The organism is Bordetella sp. 15P40C-2, assembly GCF_009763235.1.
Classification (GTDB): Bacteria; Pseudomonadota; Gammaproteobacteria; order Burkholderiales; family Burkholderiaceae_B; genus Bordetella_A.
On the sequence record NZ_WSJA01000062.1, the window covers coordinates 23,513 to 42,112 of the forward strand.

Sequence of the window (18,600 nt, forward strand, 5' to 3'; positions counted from 1 at the left end):
ACGCCGCTCACTGTCGTGTTGCAGACGTGGCCGGCGGTATCAACCTGCCGCTGCGGGTTTGAGACCCACTTCTCGGGCGACACCTTCCCAAATTGGCCCTTCCTTTTGTAGGAAGTTGCCTAGCTCGACCGTCCCAAATGCTTGCATCGGTACACTGCCGCCCTGAACCAGCATCGACTGAATTGACGGGTCGCGCAAGGCCGTGGCCACTTCCCGAGAAAGACGCGCGACCGCGGCAGGTGACGTCCCGGGCGGTGCGAACAATGCTGTCCATGGCGTCAAAACGTCGTCTACGACGCCGGTTTGCTTGATGGTCGGAACATTGGGTGCGATGGCCAACCGCTGATTTGAACCGACCGCCAGCGCACGGAGACGTCCTTCCCGTACGAAGGGATCCACCGCCACCATGTAATCCGGCATCACATCCACGACCCCGCCCACAAGATCGTTGATTGCGGCAGCGCTGCCTTTGTAATGGACAGGGGTGGTCTTAATACCTGCTTCGGATTGCAACTGCATAAAGGACAAGAAAGCGCCGGTGCCAGCCCCGGGAGACGCGACGTTGACCTTCCCAGGATTCAGGCGGGCGAACTCGATGAGCTCTGCTAGAGTGGAGTACGGCCTGTCTGGATTTGCGACTAATGTGATCGGATTGAGTGATACACCATGCACGGGAAGGAGTGAGGCGACTCCCTGCGTTTGTTCGGGATAAATGATGCGATTGAGGAAAATGGTACCTTGCGTTCCCAAGATCAATGTATGGCCATCACTCGGCAAGCGCGACGCGTACTCCGTTCCAATCGAACCGCTGGCGCCCGCACGGTTTTCCACGATAACTGCCTGGTTTAACTGTTCGCTCAGCTTATGAGCGATTTTTCTGGCCTGAGTATCGGTGATGCCGCCTGGAGGGAACGGCACGACGAGACGCAATGGTTTTGTTGGCGCCCAATGGCCATCGCTGCTCGCCATTCCGGACGCCGCAAAAGCGGCCAATCCGAAGGTCGCTTGCAAAAGCTGTCTGCGCTTGAGAGAGGGTATCCCCCCGCGATTGCTTTGTTGTAAAAATTCCATGGTGTCTCCTGGTACCTGTTTCCCGCGCATTGGTCTAATCATTGGTGCACGGCCACGACAGAGTCACGATCCGCGTGTTTAACGGATAAATCGATTGATGTAGTCTTCACCTAACCCAATTGAGCTGTAGTACTCGCGTGCTTTATCCATCTTCGTAAAGACGTCTTCGTAGCCCAATGCGTTTCCATCGACGTCGACGAAGACGTAGCCCGCCTTTACGTGAAAGAGCGTGACCATTTCGTCAACACCATCCGGCACGTACAGGGTGTGAGTCTCTCCTGGGGGCTCAAATACAAAGCTGCCTTCTTCGGCGACCCAGTCGTGTTCGAGATATTGCCAACGCCCTTTCAAGACAATGGCGTGCACAGTGCCAGAGTGCCGGTGACGCGAGAGGACGCCGCTGCGCTGGACGCGGATCAAATTGATGTAGAGCCCTTCAGATGGGGAGAAAACGACGGGCTTGAAGAAGGAGCCGCTTGGCGTGGGGACCCATAAATTGTCATGCTCGAGCCAATCCGTGGTCACCCTATGGTGGATCAAGTCAGGGATCATGCCTCGGGGCTGCTCGTGTCGGTAAGGCTCCTTTTTCAAGGGCGCACGCACGGGGACAGGGTGTTCATTCATCTCGGCTCTCTTATCCATTTCGTGGATTCGCAATGGCGTTATGTCGGCATACCGGCCAAGCTGCCTGACGGGGAAACGTATATTGCCACTCTTCCTAACGTGCTTTTGCGTTCTCTCACATATTGGACTCCGCAGAAGGCGGCGAATTGGCGCGTGTGACGTGGCTACAATCACGCGATTCTTAACTGACTTTCCTCTGATGCCACCCCGCTCCCGCCCCGCTGCCGCCGACCAACCCACGCTTTCCGAATCTGACGGCATTCGTTATCTGCATTTTGGTACCGAATGGATCCAGGGTGCCATGCGCATCAAGGCGCCAGCCGAGTTGGTGTTGGAATACACGACGCAGATGATGGCGTGGCTGTTGTTCCTGGATCCGCCAAAAGACGAGGCCATTGGCCAGTTGGGTCTCGGGGCCGCATCCATCACGCGTTTTTGCATGAAGCACACGCGTAGTCCATTGACGGTGGTGGAGTGGAACTCGCAGGTCACGGCGGTCTGTCAGATGTTTTTCCGACTGCCGACAAGTTCGCGCTTGACGGTGCATCATGAGGACGCGGGTGCCTGGGTGGCAGATCCCCTCAATGCCGGGCGTTGCCCGGTGCTGATGGTGGACCTCTATGACGCGCAGGCGCGCGGGCCGGTACGCGACTCGGTGGCGTTTTACCGCCATTGCCGTCGTGTGTTGGGCGAGGTCGGCGTGTTGTCGGTGAATCTCTTCGGCCGCCACGAAAGCTTTGAGCCCAATATCGAAAATCTGCGCCAAGCGTTCGACGATCGTATCGTGCTGCTGCCCGAGATCGAAGAGGGCAATCAGATCGTGCTCGCATTCAGCGGCCCGCCCTTGGCGGTCACACCGGCGCAGTTGCTAGAGCGTGCCGAGGTGGTGGAAAGCAAGTATGGCCTGCCGGCCCGGCGCTGGGCACGTGCGTTGACCCGGCACGCGGTTGACGGAATGTTGCACTTTTAGGGTAACCCCTAACCGGGTACCCCCTATCCCGTCGCGCTCGGGATGGCTAAGATGAGGATTCCTATAATTATGAATTACAGGATCCCATTCCGGGCACGCCATGACTGCACCGATCGTCCGTCAAGCGCTGTACCTAGAGGTCGCGGACCGGCTGCGCGGCATGATCAGGTCGCGGGCGCTGGCCAGCGGCGCGTGGATCGACGAGGTGCAACTGACCCGCGTGCTGGGAATTTCGCGCACCCCCTTGCGGGAGGCTTTGAAAGTCCTGGCCACCGAAGGCCTAGTTCGCCTGGAGCCGCGTCGCGGGTGCTTCGTCAACGAGCTATCGCTACAGGATCTGGAAGACATTTTTCCGCTCATGGCGATGCTCGAAGGGCGTTGCGCCCATGAAGCGGCGGTCAAGGCAACGGACGCGGAGCTAGCCGGCCTGGAGGCGCTACACCGCGAGTTGCAACAACATGCGCGGGCGGGCGAGGTGGACGCTTATTACGAGACGAATGCGCGGATTCACGAGGCCCTGCAAGCCCTGGCCAATAATCGTTGGCTGTCAGACATGGTGGGCAATCTGCGGCAGGTCCTGAGTCTTTCCCGGCATAAAAGTTTGACCTTGCCAGGGCGCATTCTGGCGTCTTGTGCGGAACATATGGCGATATTCGCCGCGTTGAAAGCGCGCGACCCAGACGCCGCCGAAGCCCTCGCCCGCGCGCATTTAATGCGCCAGATGGACGCGCTGCGGCGGCTCGCGCGCGCGTCGGAGGCAGAGCAGGCGGCACCGGGTTCCGGCCCTCGCACCGTTTCTTCATCATCCACGACTGAACACGAACACCGGGAGATCAACCATGACAGCCCAAGACTCCAGCGCGCTCGCGCGCCTCGCCCAGTCGCCTGATTCTGACACAGGAGCGGATGATAAGTCAGGCACCGAGAGTGCCGGGCTGATGGCGCGTTTGGGGCGCTTATGGGATCGTGAACGCTTGCCGGGTGTATCCGACATTCTGCCCATGTTCCGCGCGCGTCTGACCGATGTGGCGGCAAACAAGCTGGCGCGCAACTGGTGCTCGGTCTATTGCGCCGCCGATGGCAAGCGACGGCGCGAGATGCTGACGGCGCTTTCTCAAGTCGACGCACAACTACAACCGCGCGGCGACGGCGCGGTGCTGTTTTTCAAGCGACTCAATGCGCTGCCAGACGGGCTGCGATTCCTGGTGGCGTTGCGCGCGGACATGCTGCGCTGGCGCAAACAAGTCGCGGGTCTGCAGGCGCTGGATAAGGATCTGGAAGGACTGTTGTCGGCCTGGTTCGATGTTGGCTTGCTGGAGCTGCGTCCGTTGACCTGGGATTCGCCTGCGTCGCTATTGGAAAAGCTGATTATTTACGAGGCCGTGCACGAGATTCGTTCGTGGGATGACTTGCGCCATCGTGTCGCGCCGGATCGCCGCTGCTACGCGTATTTTCATCCGCAAATGCCGGACGTACCGCTGATTTTTGTCGAAGTGGCGTTCGACACCAAAATGGCCGACAACGTGCAAACCGTGTTGGATACCGATGCGCCGGAGCAGGATCTGGATAAAGCGCGGTGGGCGATTTTCTATTCGATTTCCAATACGCAGCCGGGATTGCGCGGGATCAGTTTTGGCAACTTTTTGCTTAAGCGCGTGATCGAGTGTTTGCTCGATGAACTGCCGAAACTGCGCAATTTCGCGACCTTGTCGCCGATTCCGGGTCTGGTCGATTGGATGTCTCGTCTTAGCGCGGCCGAGGTCGAGGAGATCGTGCGCGAAAAGGGGCGCACGCGTTCGGGTGCGCCTGATGGCGCGCGCTGGGTTGAACGCTTGAGCAAGGCCGCCACGCGCAAGTCTTCTGAGGTCGTGCAGCGGGCCGCGATGAAGCTGGTGGTGCGCTACCTGACCACCATGAAAAACAATCAACCCCTCGATCCCGTCGCGCGTTTTCATCTGGGCAACGGGGCGCGTATCGAACGGATCAATTGGGCGGCGGATACGTCACCCAAAGGATTGGGCCAGTCGTGCGGGATCATGGTCAATTATCTGTATGACCTCGATGACCTGGATGCAAATCTCGAGCAACTGCATCAAGGCAAACCGCGCATCAGTCGCGGCATTGCGCGGATCGCTTCGTGAATGCGTAGAACCCGTTTACCGATATAGCAAAGGGTGTCATGAGCCAGTCAACGTTATCCAGCGCCATCGAGGGAGCCTGTGTGAGCCTTGCGAGGGAAGGCGGCCTGGCGAGGGTGACGCTGTCTAACCCGGGCCGCTTAAATGCGATCACGGTGTCGATGTGGGGACAGTTGCAGCAAGTGTTCGGGGCCTTGTCACGCGATATGAGCGTGCGTTGCGTGATCATCCGTGGCGCGGATGGCAATTTCGCGGCCGGCGCGGATATCCGCGAGTTTCCCGAGCTGCGGGGCGATACGGCGGGGGTGCGGCACTATCACCAGGAGATTCTGGCGCCCGCGCTGCATGCCGTTGCTGAATGCCCGCATCCGGTCGTCGCGCAGATCGAAGGCGTATGCGTGGGCGGCGGGTTGGAAATTGCCTGTCAAGCCGATCTGCGCATTGCCGGTGCTTCGGCGCGCTTCGGCGTGCCGATTAACAAACTCGGTTTTTCCATGGCGCCGGACGAAATGCGCGGATTGCTGGGGTTGGTCGGACGCGCGACCACGCTGGCGATTCTACTCGAAGGGCGCGTGTTTGACGCGGCCGAGGCCTTGTCGTTGGGATTGTTGACGCGCGTGGTGCCCGATGCGAAGGTTGCCGACCAGACACGTGCAAGCGCCGAACGCATCATGCGAGGCGCGCCGTTGGCGGCGCGTATCAACAAGCGGCAATCGCGCCATATGGCCGCTGGCTTGCCGCTGACCGAATCAGATTATCAAGATTTCTTTTCTTATGCCGAAAGTCGCGATCACCGGGAGGGGGTCAGTGCCTTCCTCGCGGGGCGGACGCCGACATTTACTGGAGAATAAATAAGGTGAGCAACGCCAATCTGTATACCGTGTTGAGTAGCGGGTTCCCCGAGGATCGTAAGCAAATCGCATTGGAGACTCCCGATTTGCTCTACACCTGGGAAGACGTCGAGCAGGCCAGCGCCTGCCTGGCGAATTTGTTGGCGTCGTTGAATTTGCCGGAAGGCTCGCGTGTTGCCGTGCAGGTCGAGAAGTCGCCGGAGGCGTTGTTGCTATATCTCGCCACGCTGCGCGCGGGACTGGTGTATTTGCCGTTGAATACGGCGTATCGCGAAGCCGAGATCGCGTACTTTCTCAAGGACGCCGAGCCGGCCGTTGTCGTGTGCTCGAGCAAGAACCTGGAATGGGTGAGCAAGGTCGCCGAAGAAGCCGGCACCCAGCACGTGTTCACGCTGGATGAGGATCGTACCGGCACGCTGCTTTCGGCGGCGGCCCAGCAACCGCGCGAGTTCGAGACGGTGCAGCGCGAGGCGGACGATCTGGCCGCCATTCTTTATACGTCTGGCACGACGGGTCGCAGCAAGGGCGCGATGCTCTCGCACGGCAACCTCGCATCGAATGCGCAAGTGCTGCATACCTACTGGGGTTGGCGCCCGGACGATGTGTTGCTGCACATGCTGCCGATTTTCCATGTGCATGGATTGTTTGTGGCCTCGCACGGTGCATTGCTGGCGGGCGCGCGCATGATCTGGCTGCCCAAGCTCGATGTCGAGCAGGCGCTGCGTTACCTGCCGCGTTGCACGGTCATGATGGGCGTGCCCACGTATTACGTGCGTTTGCTGGCCGAGGAGCGCTTTAACCGCGATGTCTGCGCGCGTATGCGCTTGTTTATTTCGGGGTCGGCGCCGCTCTTGATGGAGACGTTTAACGAGTTCAAGGCGCGCACCGGGCACACCATCCTGGAACGTTATGGCATGAGCGAAACGGTGATGCTGACCTCGAACCCCTACTATCCGGCCGCGGGCGAGCGCTTGGGCGGTACGGTGGGCAAGGCGCTGCCGGGCGTACATGTGCGTGTCGTCGATGATCGCGATGAGGTGCTGCCGGTGGGCGAGATAGGCAATGTGCAGGTGCGCGGGCCGAATGTGTTTTCTGGATATTGGCGCATGCCCGAAAAGACCAAAGAGGAGTTCACGACCGACGGTTGGTTCCGCACGGGCGACGTGGGCCGATTTGGCGGCGAGTCGGGCGGTGCGCAGGTGCCGGCGGATTATCTGTCGATTGTGGGACGCAGCAAGGACCTCATTATCTCGGGTGGCTATAACGTCTATCCCAAGGAGATCGAGCTGATCATCGACGAAATGCCGGGCGTGCTGGAGTCCGCCGTGATCGGCGTGGCACATCCGGATTTTGGGGAAGCGGTGGTGGCGGTGGTCGTGCCGCGGGAAGGCGCGACCATCGATACCGGCGCGATGCAGGCCGAACTGAAGACACGCATCGCGAACTTCAAGGTGCCCAAGCAGTTGCATGTGGTCGATCAGCTGCCGCGCAATACGATGGGCAAGGTACAAAAGAACGTCTTGCGTGAAACGTACAAGACTGCTTGAGTCAGATCGGCCCGCGTGCGTGACTGGGCGGGCCGACAACCCTGAAGAGGAGGGGACGCACGTTTTCTGATGTGTTCTACCGCCCGGCAGCTTGGGCGGCGATAACCGTAATGCATTCATAAGAGCCAATAACAACGCCTGTGGGTGTTGATTCATACGAGGAGACAACATGAAGCATTCCATTCGTGCATTTGGTGCGGCCGCAATATTTGGCGCAAGCATGGCGCTCGCCACGACCGCCGCGATGGCTGACTGGCCCGAACATCCCATTAACCTCATCGTGCCTTTCCCCGCGGGTGGCGGCACGGATACGTTCGCACGGCCGCTTGCGCAACAGCTCGGCACACAGTTGGGGCAAAGCGTGGTGGTCGACAATAAAGGCGGCGCGGGCGGTACGGTAGGGGCTGGAGTGGCGGCCAAGGCCAAGCCTGATGGCTACACCTTCTTCATGGGCGGCGCGCATCACGCCGTGGCGCCATCGCTGTATAAGAATCTGAACTACGACATACAAAAGGACTTTGTGCCGGTGGCTTTGTTAGCGCAGCCGCCGCAGGTCGTGGTGATCAACAAGAACAAGCTGCCCGTCAATACGTTGCAGGAGTTCATTGAGTACGCCCGCGCGCGTCCTGGGGATATCAATTTCGGCACGGCCGGCAAGGGTAGTACGCACCATTTGGCGGGCGAATTGTTCGCCTTGCAAAACGGAATCAAGCTCGTGGATGTGCCGTATCAGGGCGCGGGTCCAATGTTGTCGGCTTTGATCGGCGGGCAGGTGGATCTGGCGTTCGATGGCCTGGGCTCGTCGGCCGGACATATTCGTTCGGGCACCATCAAGCCATTGGCTGTCGCTGCCAAAGAGCGTTCGCCTTCATTCCCGGATGTGCCCACCGCCGCCGAAGCGGGTGTACCCAATTATGAGGTATCGACCTGGTACGCGTTATGGGCGCCGGCCGGTACGCCTAAACCTATCGTCGATAAGATGATCGCGGAAGTGACTAAAGCGCTGAACGCGCCCAAGGTCAAGGAGATCTGGGCGAATAACGGATCGGTCACGCCGAACCTGACGGGCGAGAAATTCGGCGAGTTCGTCAATAGTGAAATCGGTCGCTGGGGTAAGGTCGTGAAAGACTCTGGCGTGACGCTGGATTGATGCGAGTACAGGCGGCAGGCCACAAGTTGGCCTGCCGTTTTTGCTGAAGCAGTGCTCGGGTATAAGAGAGGGGTCAGGGATTACCCGCGCACCTGGATTCGCGCAACACGTTAGACTTCTCCTTCACGGGGGTGGTGAATCGGAGGTGTGGCATATGTTTCGCCACAGTCTCACCCTCAGTTAAACGGTGTAAGGAGTCATCCGATGCTGATCGGAAAAAAACGAATTCTGACCTTGGGAGCGGTCGCGCTCGCTCTGGCTAGCCAGGCCTATCCCGTGATGGCGCAGCAGAAATCCGTCGCGGTCACAGCCATTGTTGAGCACCCGGCGTTGGATGCCGTGCGCGATGGCGTGCTGGACGCGCTGAAGCAGGCCGGCTACGAGCCCGGCAAAAATCTCAAGTGGCAATATCAGAGTGCCCAGGGCAACACCGGCACGGCCGCGCAGATCGCCCGCAAGTTCGTTGGCGAACGCCCCGATGCGATCGTGGCCATCGCCACACCCTCGGCACAATCGGTCGTGGCTGCGACCAAGAATGTGCCCGTGGTGTTCTCGGCCGTGACGGACCCGGTTGCCGCGCAACTGGTGCCCTCCATGGAAGCGTCGGGCACGAACGTGACGGGGGTTTCGGACTTGCTCGCCCTGGACAAGCAAATCGAGCTGATCAAGAAAATCGTGCCCGAGGCCAAGCGCGTCGGCATGGTTTACAACCCCGGTGAGGCGAACTCCGTCGTCGTCGTGAAACAGTTGCAAGAGCTGCTGCCGAAGTCCGGCATGACGCTGGTCGAAGCAGCCGCGCCGCGCACGGTGGACGTGGGTTCCGCCGCGCGCAGTCTGATTGGCAAGGTAGATGTCATCTACACCAACACGGATAACAACGTGGTCTCGGCCTACGAATCGCTGGTGAAAGTCGGTAACGATGCCAAGATTCCGCTGATCGCCTCGGATACCGATAGCGTGAAACGGGGCGCTATCGCCGCGTTGGGCGTCAACTACCGTGACCTTGGCGTGCAGACCGGCAAAATCGTCGTGCGCGTGCTCAAGGGCGAAAAGCCCGGCGACATCCCGACGGAAACCAGTTCGAAGCTCCAGCTCTACGTCAATCCGGGCTCGGCCGCCAAGCAGGGCGTGACCCTTCCCGAGGCATTGGTCAAGTCCGCGGCGGAAGTCATAAAATAAATCGCCGCTAGCCGCCGGCACCGGGCTGGCGGATTGGCTTTGCTCACCGAGCGTTTTTTTACGAGAAATGCCGGCCGTGCAGTGTGCACGGCCGGATAGATTCCATTCATGTCTTTATTCTCTTTGCTTGGCGCGCTGGAAATCGGCCTGATTTTCAGCCTCGTGGCGCTGGGCGTCTTTATTTCGTTCCGGTTGCTGCGCTTTCCGGATCTGACAGTTGACGGTAGTTTTCCGCTGGGTGGCGCGGTGGCGGCCACCTTGATTGCCGGGGGCGTTGATCCGTTCCTGGCGACGGCGGCGGCGACGGCCGCCGGGGCCGTGGCGGGGCTGATTACCGGATGGCTGAACGTGAAGCTGCGCATCATGGATCTGCTGGCCAGTATCCTAATGATGATCGCGTTGTATTCGGTGAATCTGCGCATCATGGGTCGGCCTAACGTGCCGCTCATCATGGAACCGACCGTCTTCACGATCCTGCAGCCCGAGTGGCTGAGCGACTATGTGGCGCGTCCCTTGATTCTGCTGGGTGTGGTGGTGGTGATCAAGGTGCTGCTGGACTGGTATTTCTCGACGCAGTCAGGCCTGGCGATGCGCGCGACCGGCTCTAACGGCCGCATGGCGCGCGCGCAGGGTGTCAATACAGGTGCCATGGTGCTGGGCGGGATGGCCTTGTCCAATGCACTGGTGGGTTTGGCGGGGGCGCTCTTTGCACAGACACAGGGTGGCTCCGATATTTCGATGGGCATAGGCACCATCGTGATCGGCCTGGCGGCGGTCATCATCGGCGAGAGCATTTTGCCGTCGCGCAAGCTGATGTGGGCAACGCTGGCCGTCATCATTGGCGCACTCGTTTATCGGTTCTTTATCGCGCTAGCCTTGAATAGTGACTTTATTGGTTTGCAGGCGCAGGATTTGAATCTGGTCACCGCCGTGTTGGTGACGATCGCGCTGGTGATTCCTCTCTTGAAACGCCGCCTGATCGGCAAAAAAGGAGCTTGATCATGCTGCGAGCGGATAATTTGCAGATCACTTTCAACGCCGGTACACCGATTGAGACTCGGGCTTTGCGCGGGCTGTCGCTGGAAATTCCCAGTGGGCAGTTCGTGACCGTGATCGGCTCCAATGGCGCGGGCAAATCGACTTTTCTGAATGCGGTGTCCGGCGACCTCGCGGTGGACTCCGGTCGCATCGAGATCAACGGCGAGGACGTTACCCGCAAGCCGGTATGGGATCGCGCCACCCGGGTCGCGCGCGTGTTCCAGGACCCGATGGCGGGGACCTGCGAGGACCTGACCATCGAGGAAAACATGGCGCTGGCGCAATCGCGCGGCTTGCGTCGCGGCTTCGGGCGCGCGGTAAAGGCCTCGATGCGCGAAGGGTTTCGCGAGCGGCTCGCCACGTTGGGGCTCGGCCTGGAAAACCGGCTGACCGACCGGATCGGTCTGCTTTCCGGCGGACAGCGGCAGGCGGTCAGTCTGTTGATGGCAGCCTTGCAGCCTTCGCAAATCTTGCTGCTGGACGAGCACACCGCCGCGCTCGACCCGCGCACGGCCGATTTCGTGCTGCGACTGACCGCGCGTATTGTTGCGGAAAGCAAGCTGACGACCATGATGGTGACGCACAGCATGCGGCAGGCGCTGGATGTGGGCGATCGTACGGTGATGCTGCATCAGGGGCAGGTCGTGCTGGATGTCTCGGGCGACGAACGCCGGGGCATGGATGTGGCTAACTTGCTTGCCATGTTTGAGCACGTGCGGGGGGAGAAGCTGTCGGATGATGCTTTGCTTCTAGGCTAGCCGCTGAGGGCGGGGTCTCATTCTGGGTTCCTTGCCTGTGGCCCCGCCTCTGCTATTGGAATGCAGAACGCCGCGCGGCGCCAAGGCGAGGAGGCCGCTAGGACAAGTTCATTTATTCCGTATTGGGCTATCAACGCGAATGAGAGTCTGTTGCATTTTGTCGCGCTTCAAGGCATGATGGCGCGTCCTTCTGCGGAGACTATCGTCATGAAACGCCTTGCTCTCGCCCCTGTGGTGGCCGCCCTTGGACTTTTGTCCGCATGTTCGACCGGGCCGACGATACGCAGTGACTATGATCACAGCGCGAACTTCGCCCAGTATCACAGCTTCGGCTTTATGTCGCCGCTGGGTACGGATAAGGCGGGCTATACCACCTTGTTGACCGAGCGGCTCAAGACCGCCACGCGCAGCCAGATGGAAATGCGCGGCTACGTGTTCACCGAGCAATCGCCGGACCTGCTGGTGAACTTCAACGCGAAGCTGCAGCAGAAAACCGAAGTCACGCCTGGAATGCCGATGCCTATGCCCATGGGCCCGTACTATGGCTATCGCGCAGGTTTTTATGGCGGCTGGCCCGGTTATGGGTGGGGCAACGATGTCTTCCAATACACCGAAGGCACGTTGAACATCGATCTGATCGATGCCCGTCGCAAGCAGCTGGTCTGGGAAGGCGTGAGCACCGGGATGGTGAACAATCCCGCCACGGCAGATTCGTTGCAAAATGTAGCCGAAGAAGTCGCGCAAATCTTTCAGCAATATCCCTTCCGCGCTGGTAGCGACACGCCGCAGAACGCGACGGCCACCAGCGCCGGGCAGGCGAAATAACCAGGGTGCCGGCGTGCTTGCGCCGGCGCATACCGCATTGCCTTCGACGTTTGCGCGTCGATGCGCTACTTTGTCGCAAATTAGAAGCCTGTTTATACCCCGGGTCACTATGTTTGGTTACCGAATGGGGTTACATTAACGGGCTTGCCGAATGTGACTAGGCCATTCGGCGCCGCTGCGTGGTTGGGTGCGCGCGGCTCTACACCGTGAGGAATTCATGCGTTTTTCGCATCATCGTGTCTTGGGATTCGGTGTCGCTACGCTGTTGGCGTTGGCACTGGCTGGTTGCAAAGAGCAGCCTCAAATGAATCCTGGTATGCCGCAAGTCAGCGTCGTTACGGTTCAACCTCAGTCGGCTTCCATCGTCTCGGATCTGCCGGGACGCGTGGATGCGGTGCGCGATGCACAGATTCGCGCGCGCGTCACGGGCATCGTGCAGAAGATCGAGTTCGAGCAGGGTGGCGAGGTCAAGGCGGGTCAGCTGCTGTTCAAGATCGATCCCGCTCAGTATCGCGCCGCGCGCGATCAGGCGGCCGCGCAGGTCAAACAGACTCAGGCTGACTTATATAGTGCGAAGGCGCTGGCCGACCGTTATGCGCCGCTGGTGAAGGCCAACGCAGTTAGCAAGCAAGAATACGATAACGCGGTGGCGGCCTATCGCCAGGCGCAGGCGTCGGTAGCCGCGGCTCAAGCCAATCTGGCAGCAGCCGATATCAATCTGGGCTACACCGATGTGACCTCGCCCATCGATGGTCGTATCGGCAAGGCGATGGTGACCGAGGGCGCGCTGGTCGAGGCGACCTCCGCCACGCAGATGGCTGTCGTGCAGCAGCTCGATCCCGTGTATGTGGATTTCACGCAAAGCACGGCCGAGCTGGCCAAGCTGCGTCAGGCGTTTGCCAAGGGCACTATTGAACGCGCTGGTGATAACGCCGCCCGCGTGCGTGTAGTCCTCGAAGACGGTTCCGAGTATGAGCATCCCGGCAAGCTGCTGTTTACCGGCATTACCGTTGATCCGACGACTGGACAGGTGAATCTGCGGGCCGAGGTGCCGAATCCCGACCATCTGTTGTTGCCCGGCATGTATGTGCGTGTGCGCTTGGATCAAGGCGTAGATCCGAAGGCCTTGCTCGTGCCTCAGCAGGCATTGCAGCGCACGGCTGACGGGCTGCAAAGCCTGATGCTGGTCAAGGACAACAAGATCGATCAAGTCGCCGTCACCACCGGTGGCGCGATTGGCGATCAGTGGCTGGTCACCAGCGGCCTGAAAGCGGGCGACGTGGTCGTGGTCGAGGGATTCCAGAAAATACGTCCGGGTGCACCTGCCCAGACCCGCCCCTGGAATCCGGGCGGCGCGGGCAAGGCGCCGGCGTCCGGACAGGGTCCGCAGGATGGGGCGGGGGCTCCCGCCCAAGGCAAATCCGACGGCGGTGCGCCGCCCGCACAGCCCGCCACGGATCAAAAATCCTAAACGGCACGCGGCGCGAGACGCCGCGTGCCTGTTTCGTGAGCACTTTCCCGGTTAGCCCACAATGCCGCAATTTTTCATCGAACGACCAATCTTTGCCTGGGTAGTTGCCCTGTTCATCCTCATGGCGGGGATGCTGGCGATTCCCAATATGCCGGTCGCGCAATACCCCGACGTGGCGCCTCCGGCGATCACGATTACGGCGACCTATCCTGGTGCTTCGGCCCAAGAGGTCGCGGAATCCGTCACCAGTATCATCGAAGATCAGCTTAACGGCGCCAAGGGCCTGCTGTACTACGAGTCGGTGAGTGACTCCAACGGTCAATCCACGATCACCGCGACCTTTGCGCCCGGCACGGATCCCGATCTCGCGCAGGTGGATGTGCAAAACCGGGTGTCGAATGTGACCGCACAGCTGCCCACGGCAGTGGCGCAGCAAGGCATCCAGTACCAGCAGACCAGCGCGGGCTTTTTGATGATTGTGACGGTGTCGTCGACCGACGGCTCCTTGGGCGAGACCGCGTTGGCCGACTACATCGCGCGCAATATTCAGAACCCGGTTTCGCGGGTGCCTGGCGTGGGGCAGTTCCAGTTGTTCGCGGCGCAGCGCGCCATGCGTGTCTGGATCGATCCGGCCAAACTGGTCGGGTTTAACCTGTCCGCCGCGCAGGTGAATAACGCGATCAGCCAGCAGAACGTGCTGATTTCGGCAGGTAGCCTGGGTGCGCCGCCGAACCCGGCAAGCCAGCGTTTCACCGCGACCGTGGTGGTCAATGGTCAGCTTTCCACCGTCGAGGCATTCGGCGACATCGTGTTGCGCGCCAATCCCGATGGGTCCTCGGTGCGTCTGAAGGACGTCGCCCGCATCGAAGTGGGCGCCGACAATTATCAGTTCGGCGCGCGCCTCAACGGCAAGCCTACGGCGGCATTCGCGATCGTGCTGTCGCCGGACGCCAACGCGCTTCAGACCGCGCAAGGCGTGCGCGATCAGATGGAGAGCCTGTCGAAGTATTTCCCAGGCAATATCACGTACGAAATTCCGTATGACACGGCTCCCTATGTGAAGGTGTCGATCGAGCAGGTGATCCATACCCTGGTGGAAGCCATGGTGCTGGTGTTCCTGGTGATGTTCCTGTTCCTGCAGAACGTGCGCTATACCCTGATTCCGGCGCTGGTGGTGCCGGTGGCGATGATGGGGGCGTTCGCGGTGATGCTGGCGCTGGGCTTTTCGATCAACGTCCTGACCATGTTCGCCATGGTGCTCGCCATCGGCATTCTGGTCGATGACGCGATCGTGGTGGTGGAGAACGTCGAGCGGATCATGGCTAGCGAGGGCTTGTCACCCAAGGAGGCGACCAAGAAAGCCATGCCGCAGATCAGCAGCGCCATTGTGGGGATCACGCTGGTGCTGGTGGCGGTGTTCCTGCCGCTGGCATTCATGAGCGGCTCCGTCGGTGTGATCTATCGCCAGTTCTCGGTGGCGATGGCCGTGTCGATTTTCTTCTCGGCGTTCTTGGCTTTGAGCTTTACGCCGGCCCTGTGTGCCACGCTGCTCAAGCCTATCCCCAAAGGCCATCACGAAGAGAAAAAAGGCTTCTTCGGTTGGTTTAACCGCAAATTCGACTCGACCACGCATCGCTATCAGAGCTGGGTCGCCCGCATTTTGCATCGCGGTGGCCGGATGATGTTTGTGTTCTTCCTGTTCGTGGTGCTGCTGGGTTGGCTGTATATGCGCCTGCCGTCGTCGTTCCTGCCCGAGGAAGATCAGGGCTATGTGGTCAGTAACATCGAGCTGCCCACGGGCGCGACCGCCAACCGTACGGTGGAGGTGCTGGAGCAGGTCGAAAACTACTTTATGAACCTGCCCACGACCGACAACGTAATTACCGTGCAGGGCTATAGCTTCAACGGTAACGGTCTGAATGCGGCAATTGCCTTCACGACGCTCAAGCCGTTTGACGAGCGCAAGGCGGCCCAGGATTCCGCGGGCGCGATTGCATTCACGGCATTCCAGAAGTTGCTGATGGGCATCCCCGACGCCCTGGTGTACACCGTCGTGCCCCCGGCGATCTCGTCTTTGGGTAACGCGACCGGCTTTGACTTGCGTCTGCAGGATCGCGGCAATATGGGGCCAGCGGCGCTGGCTCAGGCCACCGCGCAGCTGATGGAAATGGCCAGCAAGAGTCCGATCCTGTCGCAGGTGCGCATCACCGGCCTGCAGCCCGGCCCGCAGCTGAACTTGCAGGTCGACCGGGATAAGGCCGCCGCGCTGGGAGTGGATTTCCAATCGGTCGCGACCTTGATTTCGACGGCAGTGGGTTCGAGCTACATCGACAAGTTCCCCAATATGGGACGCATGCAGAACATCTGGGTGCAAGCGGAGCCGAATTACCGCATGCAGGCCGACGACATCTTGCAGATGAACGTGGCCAATAACCAAGGCCAGATGGTGCCGCTGTCGAGCTTCGTGACCTATCGCTGGACACAAGGGCCGGTACAGGTGATCCGTTACAACAGCTACGACTCCGTCCGTCTGGGCGGCGACGCCGCGCCGGGGTATTCCACCGGTGAGGCCATGGCCGAAATGGAGCGTCTGGTGGGCGAGTTGCCGCCGGGCTTTGGCTACGAATGGAACGGTTTGTCCTACCAGGAACGGCAGGCGGGCAATCAGGCGCCCATCCTGCTGGGGCTGGCGTTGCTGGTCGTGTTCCTCGTGCTGGCCGCCTTGTACGAAAGCTGGGCGATTCCTTTGTCGGTCATGCTGGTCGTGCCGCTGGGGATGTTGGGCGCGGTAGGCTTGGTCTCGGCGCTGGGAATGTCCAACGATGTGTACTTCCAAGTCGGTATGGTGACCGTGATCGGCTTGGCGGCGAAAAACGCCATTCTGATCGTGGAATTCGCCAAGGATCAGTACGCACGGGGCATGGGCCTGTACGAGGCCACGGTTGAGGCCGCGCGTCTGCGTTTCCGTCCGATTCTGATGACGTCGCTGGCTTTCATCCTGGGCGTGCTGCCGTTGGCGATGGCCACCGGCGCGGGCGCGGCCAGCCAGAAGGCGGTGGGCATAGGCGTGCTGGGCGGGATGTTGGCCGCGACGCCGTTTGCCGTGATCTTCGTGCCGACGTTCTTTGTCGTGATGCTCAGTATTTTTAAAACCAAGCCCCGCCTGTTGGGTAGCGAACTGAAGGCCTGGGAGGCTGAACAAGCCGAGAAGCGCGCACGTGAAGCCGCCCAGTCGGCGCTGCCTGGACAAGAGCCCAAGCCGTCTACCGGCGCAGGCGAGGAGGGCAAGCAATGAGAGCCCTGATGGTTAAACGAACCGCGCTTTCTGTATGTGTGGCGAGCTTTTTGGCAGGCTGCTCGCTCGCGCCGGACTATCATCGTCCGGAATCGCCGGTGCCGCTGGATTGGCCGGCGCAGCCCAAAGTGCAATTCAACAAAGCGACGGGCGATATTTCGCTTTCCGGGCAGTCGGCGCAGACGGTGGCTCCGGCCTCGACTGTGCCGGCCGCGGATATAGGATGGCGGGAATTTTTCCGCGATCCACGCCTGCAGGCCTTGATCGAGCTGGCGCTGGTGAACAACCGCGACCTGCGCGTGGCGGTCGAGAGCGTGGAAGAAGCGCGTGCGCAGTACGGCATTCAGCGTGGCGCGCAGTGGCCCACAATCGGCGCAGGCGTCGAAGGGACGCGTCAGCGCATGCCGGCGAATATGCGCGTCGGCGGCGAGGCAGCGCCTTCGGTCTCGAATAGTTTCCAGGGCGGCCTGGCGATGACCTCGTTCGAGATCGATTTGTTTGGCCGTTTGCGTAATCTCTCCGAGGCGGCGTACCAGTCGTATCTGGCCAGCGAACAGGCACAGCGTAGCGTGCACATCACACTGGTTGGCGCGGTCGCGCAGTCGTACTTCAATCTGCGTGCCGCAGAAGTCCAGCTCGAGCTGACGCGCCAGACCTTGGCATCGCGTCAGGAATCGTTCAATCTGGTCAAACGTCGGTTCGAGGGCGGCGTGGCTTCCGAAATGGAGCTGAACCAGTCCAAGAGCCTGCTCGATTCGGCCTCCGCTGATCTGGCGCAGTTGGCGCGGCTACGCGCGCAGTCCATCAATGCGTTGACGGTGTTGATCGGCGTGCCCATGCCTACCGATCTGCCGCCGCCGGCGGAGTTTGGTCGGGATCAACTGTTGGCGACGGTTCCTGCCGGCCTGCCTTCGGATTTGCTTGAGCGTCGGCCTGACATCATGGCGGCGGAAAATAATCTCCGTGCCGCCAATGCGAATATCGGCGCGGCTCGGGCGGCGTTTTTCCCCTCGATCTCGCTGACCGGCATGCTGGGTTTCGCGAGTCCGACGCTTGGATCTTTGTTTGAAGGCAGCCAGCGGGCCTGGAGTTTCTCGCCGTCCATCACGACGCCGATTTTCTCGGGCGGCAGTATTCGCGAGGGTCTGAACCTGGCGAAGGCGCGCAACAACATTGCCGTCGCGCAGTACGAGCAAACGATTCAACAGGCCTTTCAGGAAGTCTCCGACGCGCTGGCGGGCGAGGCGACCTTTGGCGCGCAGTTAGACGCATTGCGTTCGTTGCAGGCATCGACGGCGCGCACGTTGGAACTGTCTAATCTGCGCTATGTGAACGGGATCGACAGCTATCTGCAAGTGCAGTCCGCACAGGTCGATTTCTACAGCGCGCAGCTGAGTCTGGTTCAGGCCGGATTGGCCGCGCTGAATAACCGCGTGGCACTGTATAAGGCGCTGGGTGGCGGCTGGGAGGATGAGACGGTCCCCGCGACTGACGCGCAGGCAGGTACGCCCGTGCCGACCGGGGCGGAGCCTTTGCCTTCCATCGAGCCGGTGAACGCGAAAACCAACTGATCGGGTGGGGCAGTCGGCACACGACATCGCATGGCGATTCGCCGCACTGCCTGTTTTCGCTAAACCACCGCGTTGCTCGGGCGAGTAGGGCTACACTTATGGAAGCCGGCGG

15 protein-coding genes are annotated in these 18,600 nt (G+C 60.6%); 13 read left to right on the top strand and 2 right to left on the bottom strand.

Annotated features, from left to right (window positions below; all coding sequences use genetic code 11):
• Positions 1–39: 39 nt before the first annotated feature.
• Both GOQ25_RS19215 and GOQ25_RS19220 read right to left on the bottom strand, forming a co-directional pair.
• Entirely contained in the window at positions 40–1,071 is a 1,032-nt protein-coding gene (locus tag GOQ25_RS19215) for a tripartite tricarboxylate transporter substrate binding protein (RefSeq protein ID WP_160352078.1), read from the bottom strand.
• 78 nt (positions 1,072–1,149) lie between these two features.
• Positions 1,150–1,695 (bottom strand): 2,4'-dihydroxyacetophenone dioxygenase family protein, encoded by a 546-nt coding sequence (locus tag GOQ25_RS19220; RefSeq protein WP_202109548.1) that lies wholly within the window; start codon positions 1,693–1,695, stop codon positions 1,150–1,152.
• Between the two features lie 199 nt (positions 1,696–1,894).
• Between GOQ25_RS19220 and GOQ25_RS19225 the strand changes: the two genes are divergently transcribed.
• The 13 genes from GOQ25_RS19225 (at position 1,895) to GOQ25_RS19285 (ending at position 18,488) form a co-directional block, all read left to right on the top strand.
• Positions 1,895–2,665: a spermidine synthase gene (locus tag GOQ25_RS19225; RefSeq protein ID WP_160352079.1), complete on the top strand. Its 771-nt coding sequence runs from the start codon at positions 1,895–1,897 to the stop codon at positions 2,663–2,665.
• Between the two features lie 100 nt (positions 2,666–2,765).
• Positions 2,766–3,554 (top strand): GntR family transcriptional regulator, encoded by a 789-nt coding sequence (locus GOQ25_RS19230; RefSeq protein WP_160352080.1) that lies wholly within the window; start codon positions 2,766–2,768, stop codon positions 3,552–3,554.
• Positions 3,505–4,806 (top strand): malonyl-CoA decarboxylase domain-containing protein, encoded by a 1,302-nt coding sequence (locus GOQ25_RS19235; protein ID WP_160352081.1) that lies wholly within the window; start codon positions 3,505–3,507, stop codon positions 4,804–4,806. The genes GOQ25_RS19230 and GOQ25_RS19235 overlap by 50 nt, the downstream gene beginning before the upstream one ends.
• Positions 4,807–4,844: 38 nt before the next feature.
• On the top strand, positions 4,845–5,654 hold the full coding sequence (locus tag GOQ25_RS19240; RefSeq protein ID WP_160352082.1) for an enoyl-CoA hydratase/isomerase family protein: 810 nt from the start codon (positions 4,845–4,847) through the stop codon (positions 5,652–5,654).
• Between the two features lie 5 nt (positions 5,655–5,659).
• On the top strand, positions 5,660–7,201 hold the full coding sequence (locus GOQ25_RS19245) for a malonyl-CoA synthase (RefSeq protein ID WP_160352083.1): 1,542 nt from the start codon (positions 5,660–5,662) through the stop codon (positions 7,199–7,201).
• Between the two features lie 169 nt (positions 7,202–7,370).
• Complete coding sequence (locus GOQ25_RS19250; protein WP_160352084.1) at positions 7,371–8,351, top strand: tripartite tricarboxylate transporter substrate binding protein; 981 nt, start codon at positions 7,371–7,373, stop codon at positions 8,349–8,351.
• Positions 8,352–8,555: 204 nt separating this feature from the next.
• Positions 8,556–9,530 (top strand): ABC transporter substrate-binding protein, encoded by a 975-nt coding sequence (locus GOQ25_RS19255; protein ID WP_160352085.1) that lies wholly within the window; start codon positions 8,556–8,558, stop codon positions 9,528–9,530.
• A gap of 108 nt (positions 9,531–9,638) precedes the next feature.
• A complete protein-coding gene (locus GOQ25_RS19260) occupies positions 9,639–10,529 on the top strand; it encodes an ABC transporter permease (protein WP_160352086.1) in 891 nt (296 codons plus the stop codon).
• 2 nt (positions 10,530–10,531) lie between these two features.
• Entirely contained in the window at positions 10,532–11,326 is a 795-nt protein-coding gene (locus GOQ25_RS19265) for an ABC transporter ATP-binding protein (RefSeq protein WP_160352087.1), read from the top strand.
• A 207-nt stretch (positions 11,327–11,533) separates the two neighbouring features.
• Positions 11,534–12,151, top strand: coding sequence for a DUF4136 domain-containing protein (locus tag GOQ25_RS19270; protein WP_160352088.1), 618 nt, complete (start codon positions 11,534–11,536; stop codon positions 12,149–12,151).
• A 217-nt stretch (positions 12,152–12,368) separates the two neighbouring features.
• Positions 12,369–13,622, top strand: coding sequence for an efflux RND transporter periplasmic adaptor subunit (locus tag GOQ25_RS19275; protein WP_160352089.1), 1,254 nt, complete (start codon positions 12,369–12,371; stop codon positions 13,620–13,622).
• A 61-nt stretch (positions 13,623–13,683) separates the two neighbouring features.
• Positions 13,684–16,917 carry an efflux RND transporter permease subunit gene (locus GOQ25_RS19280; RefSeq protein WP_160352090.1) on the top strand — a complete coding sequence of 1,078 codons (3,234 nt, stop codon included), beginning with the start codon at positions 13,684–13,686 and terminating at the stop codon, positions 16,915–16,917.
• Complete coding sequence (locus tag GOQ25_RS19285; RefSeq protein ID WP_160352091.1) at positions 16,914–18,488, top strand: efflux transporter outer membrane subunit; 1,575 nt, start codon at positions 16,914–16,916, stop codon at positions 18,486–18,488. The genes GOQ25_RS19280 and GOQ25_RS19285 overlap by 4 nt, the downstream gene beginning before the upstream one ends.
• The last annotated feature ends 112 nt before the right edge of the window (positions 18,489–18,600 follow it).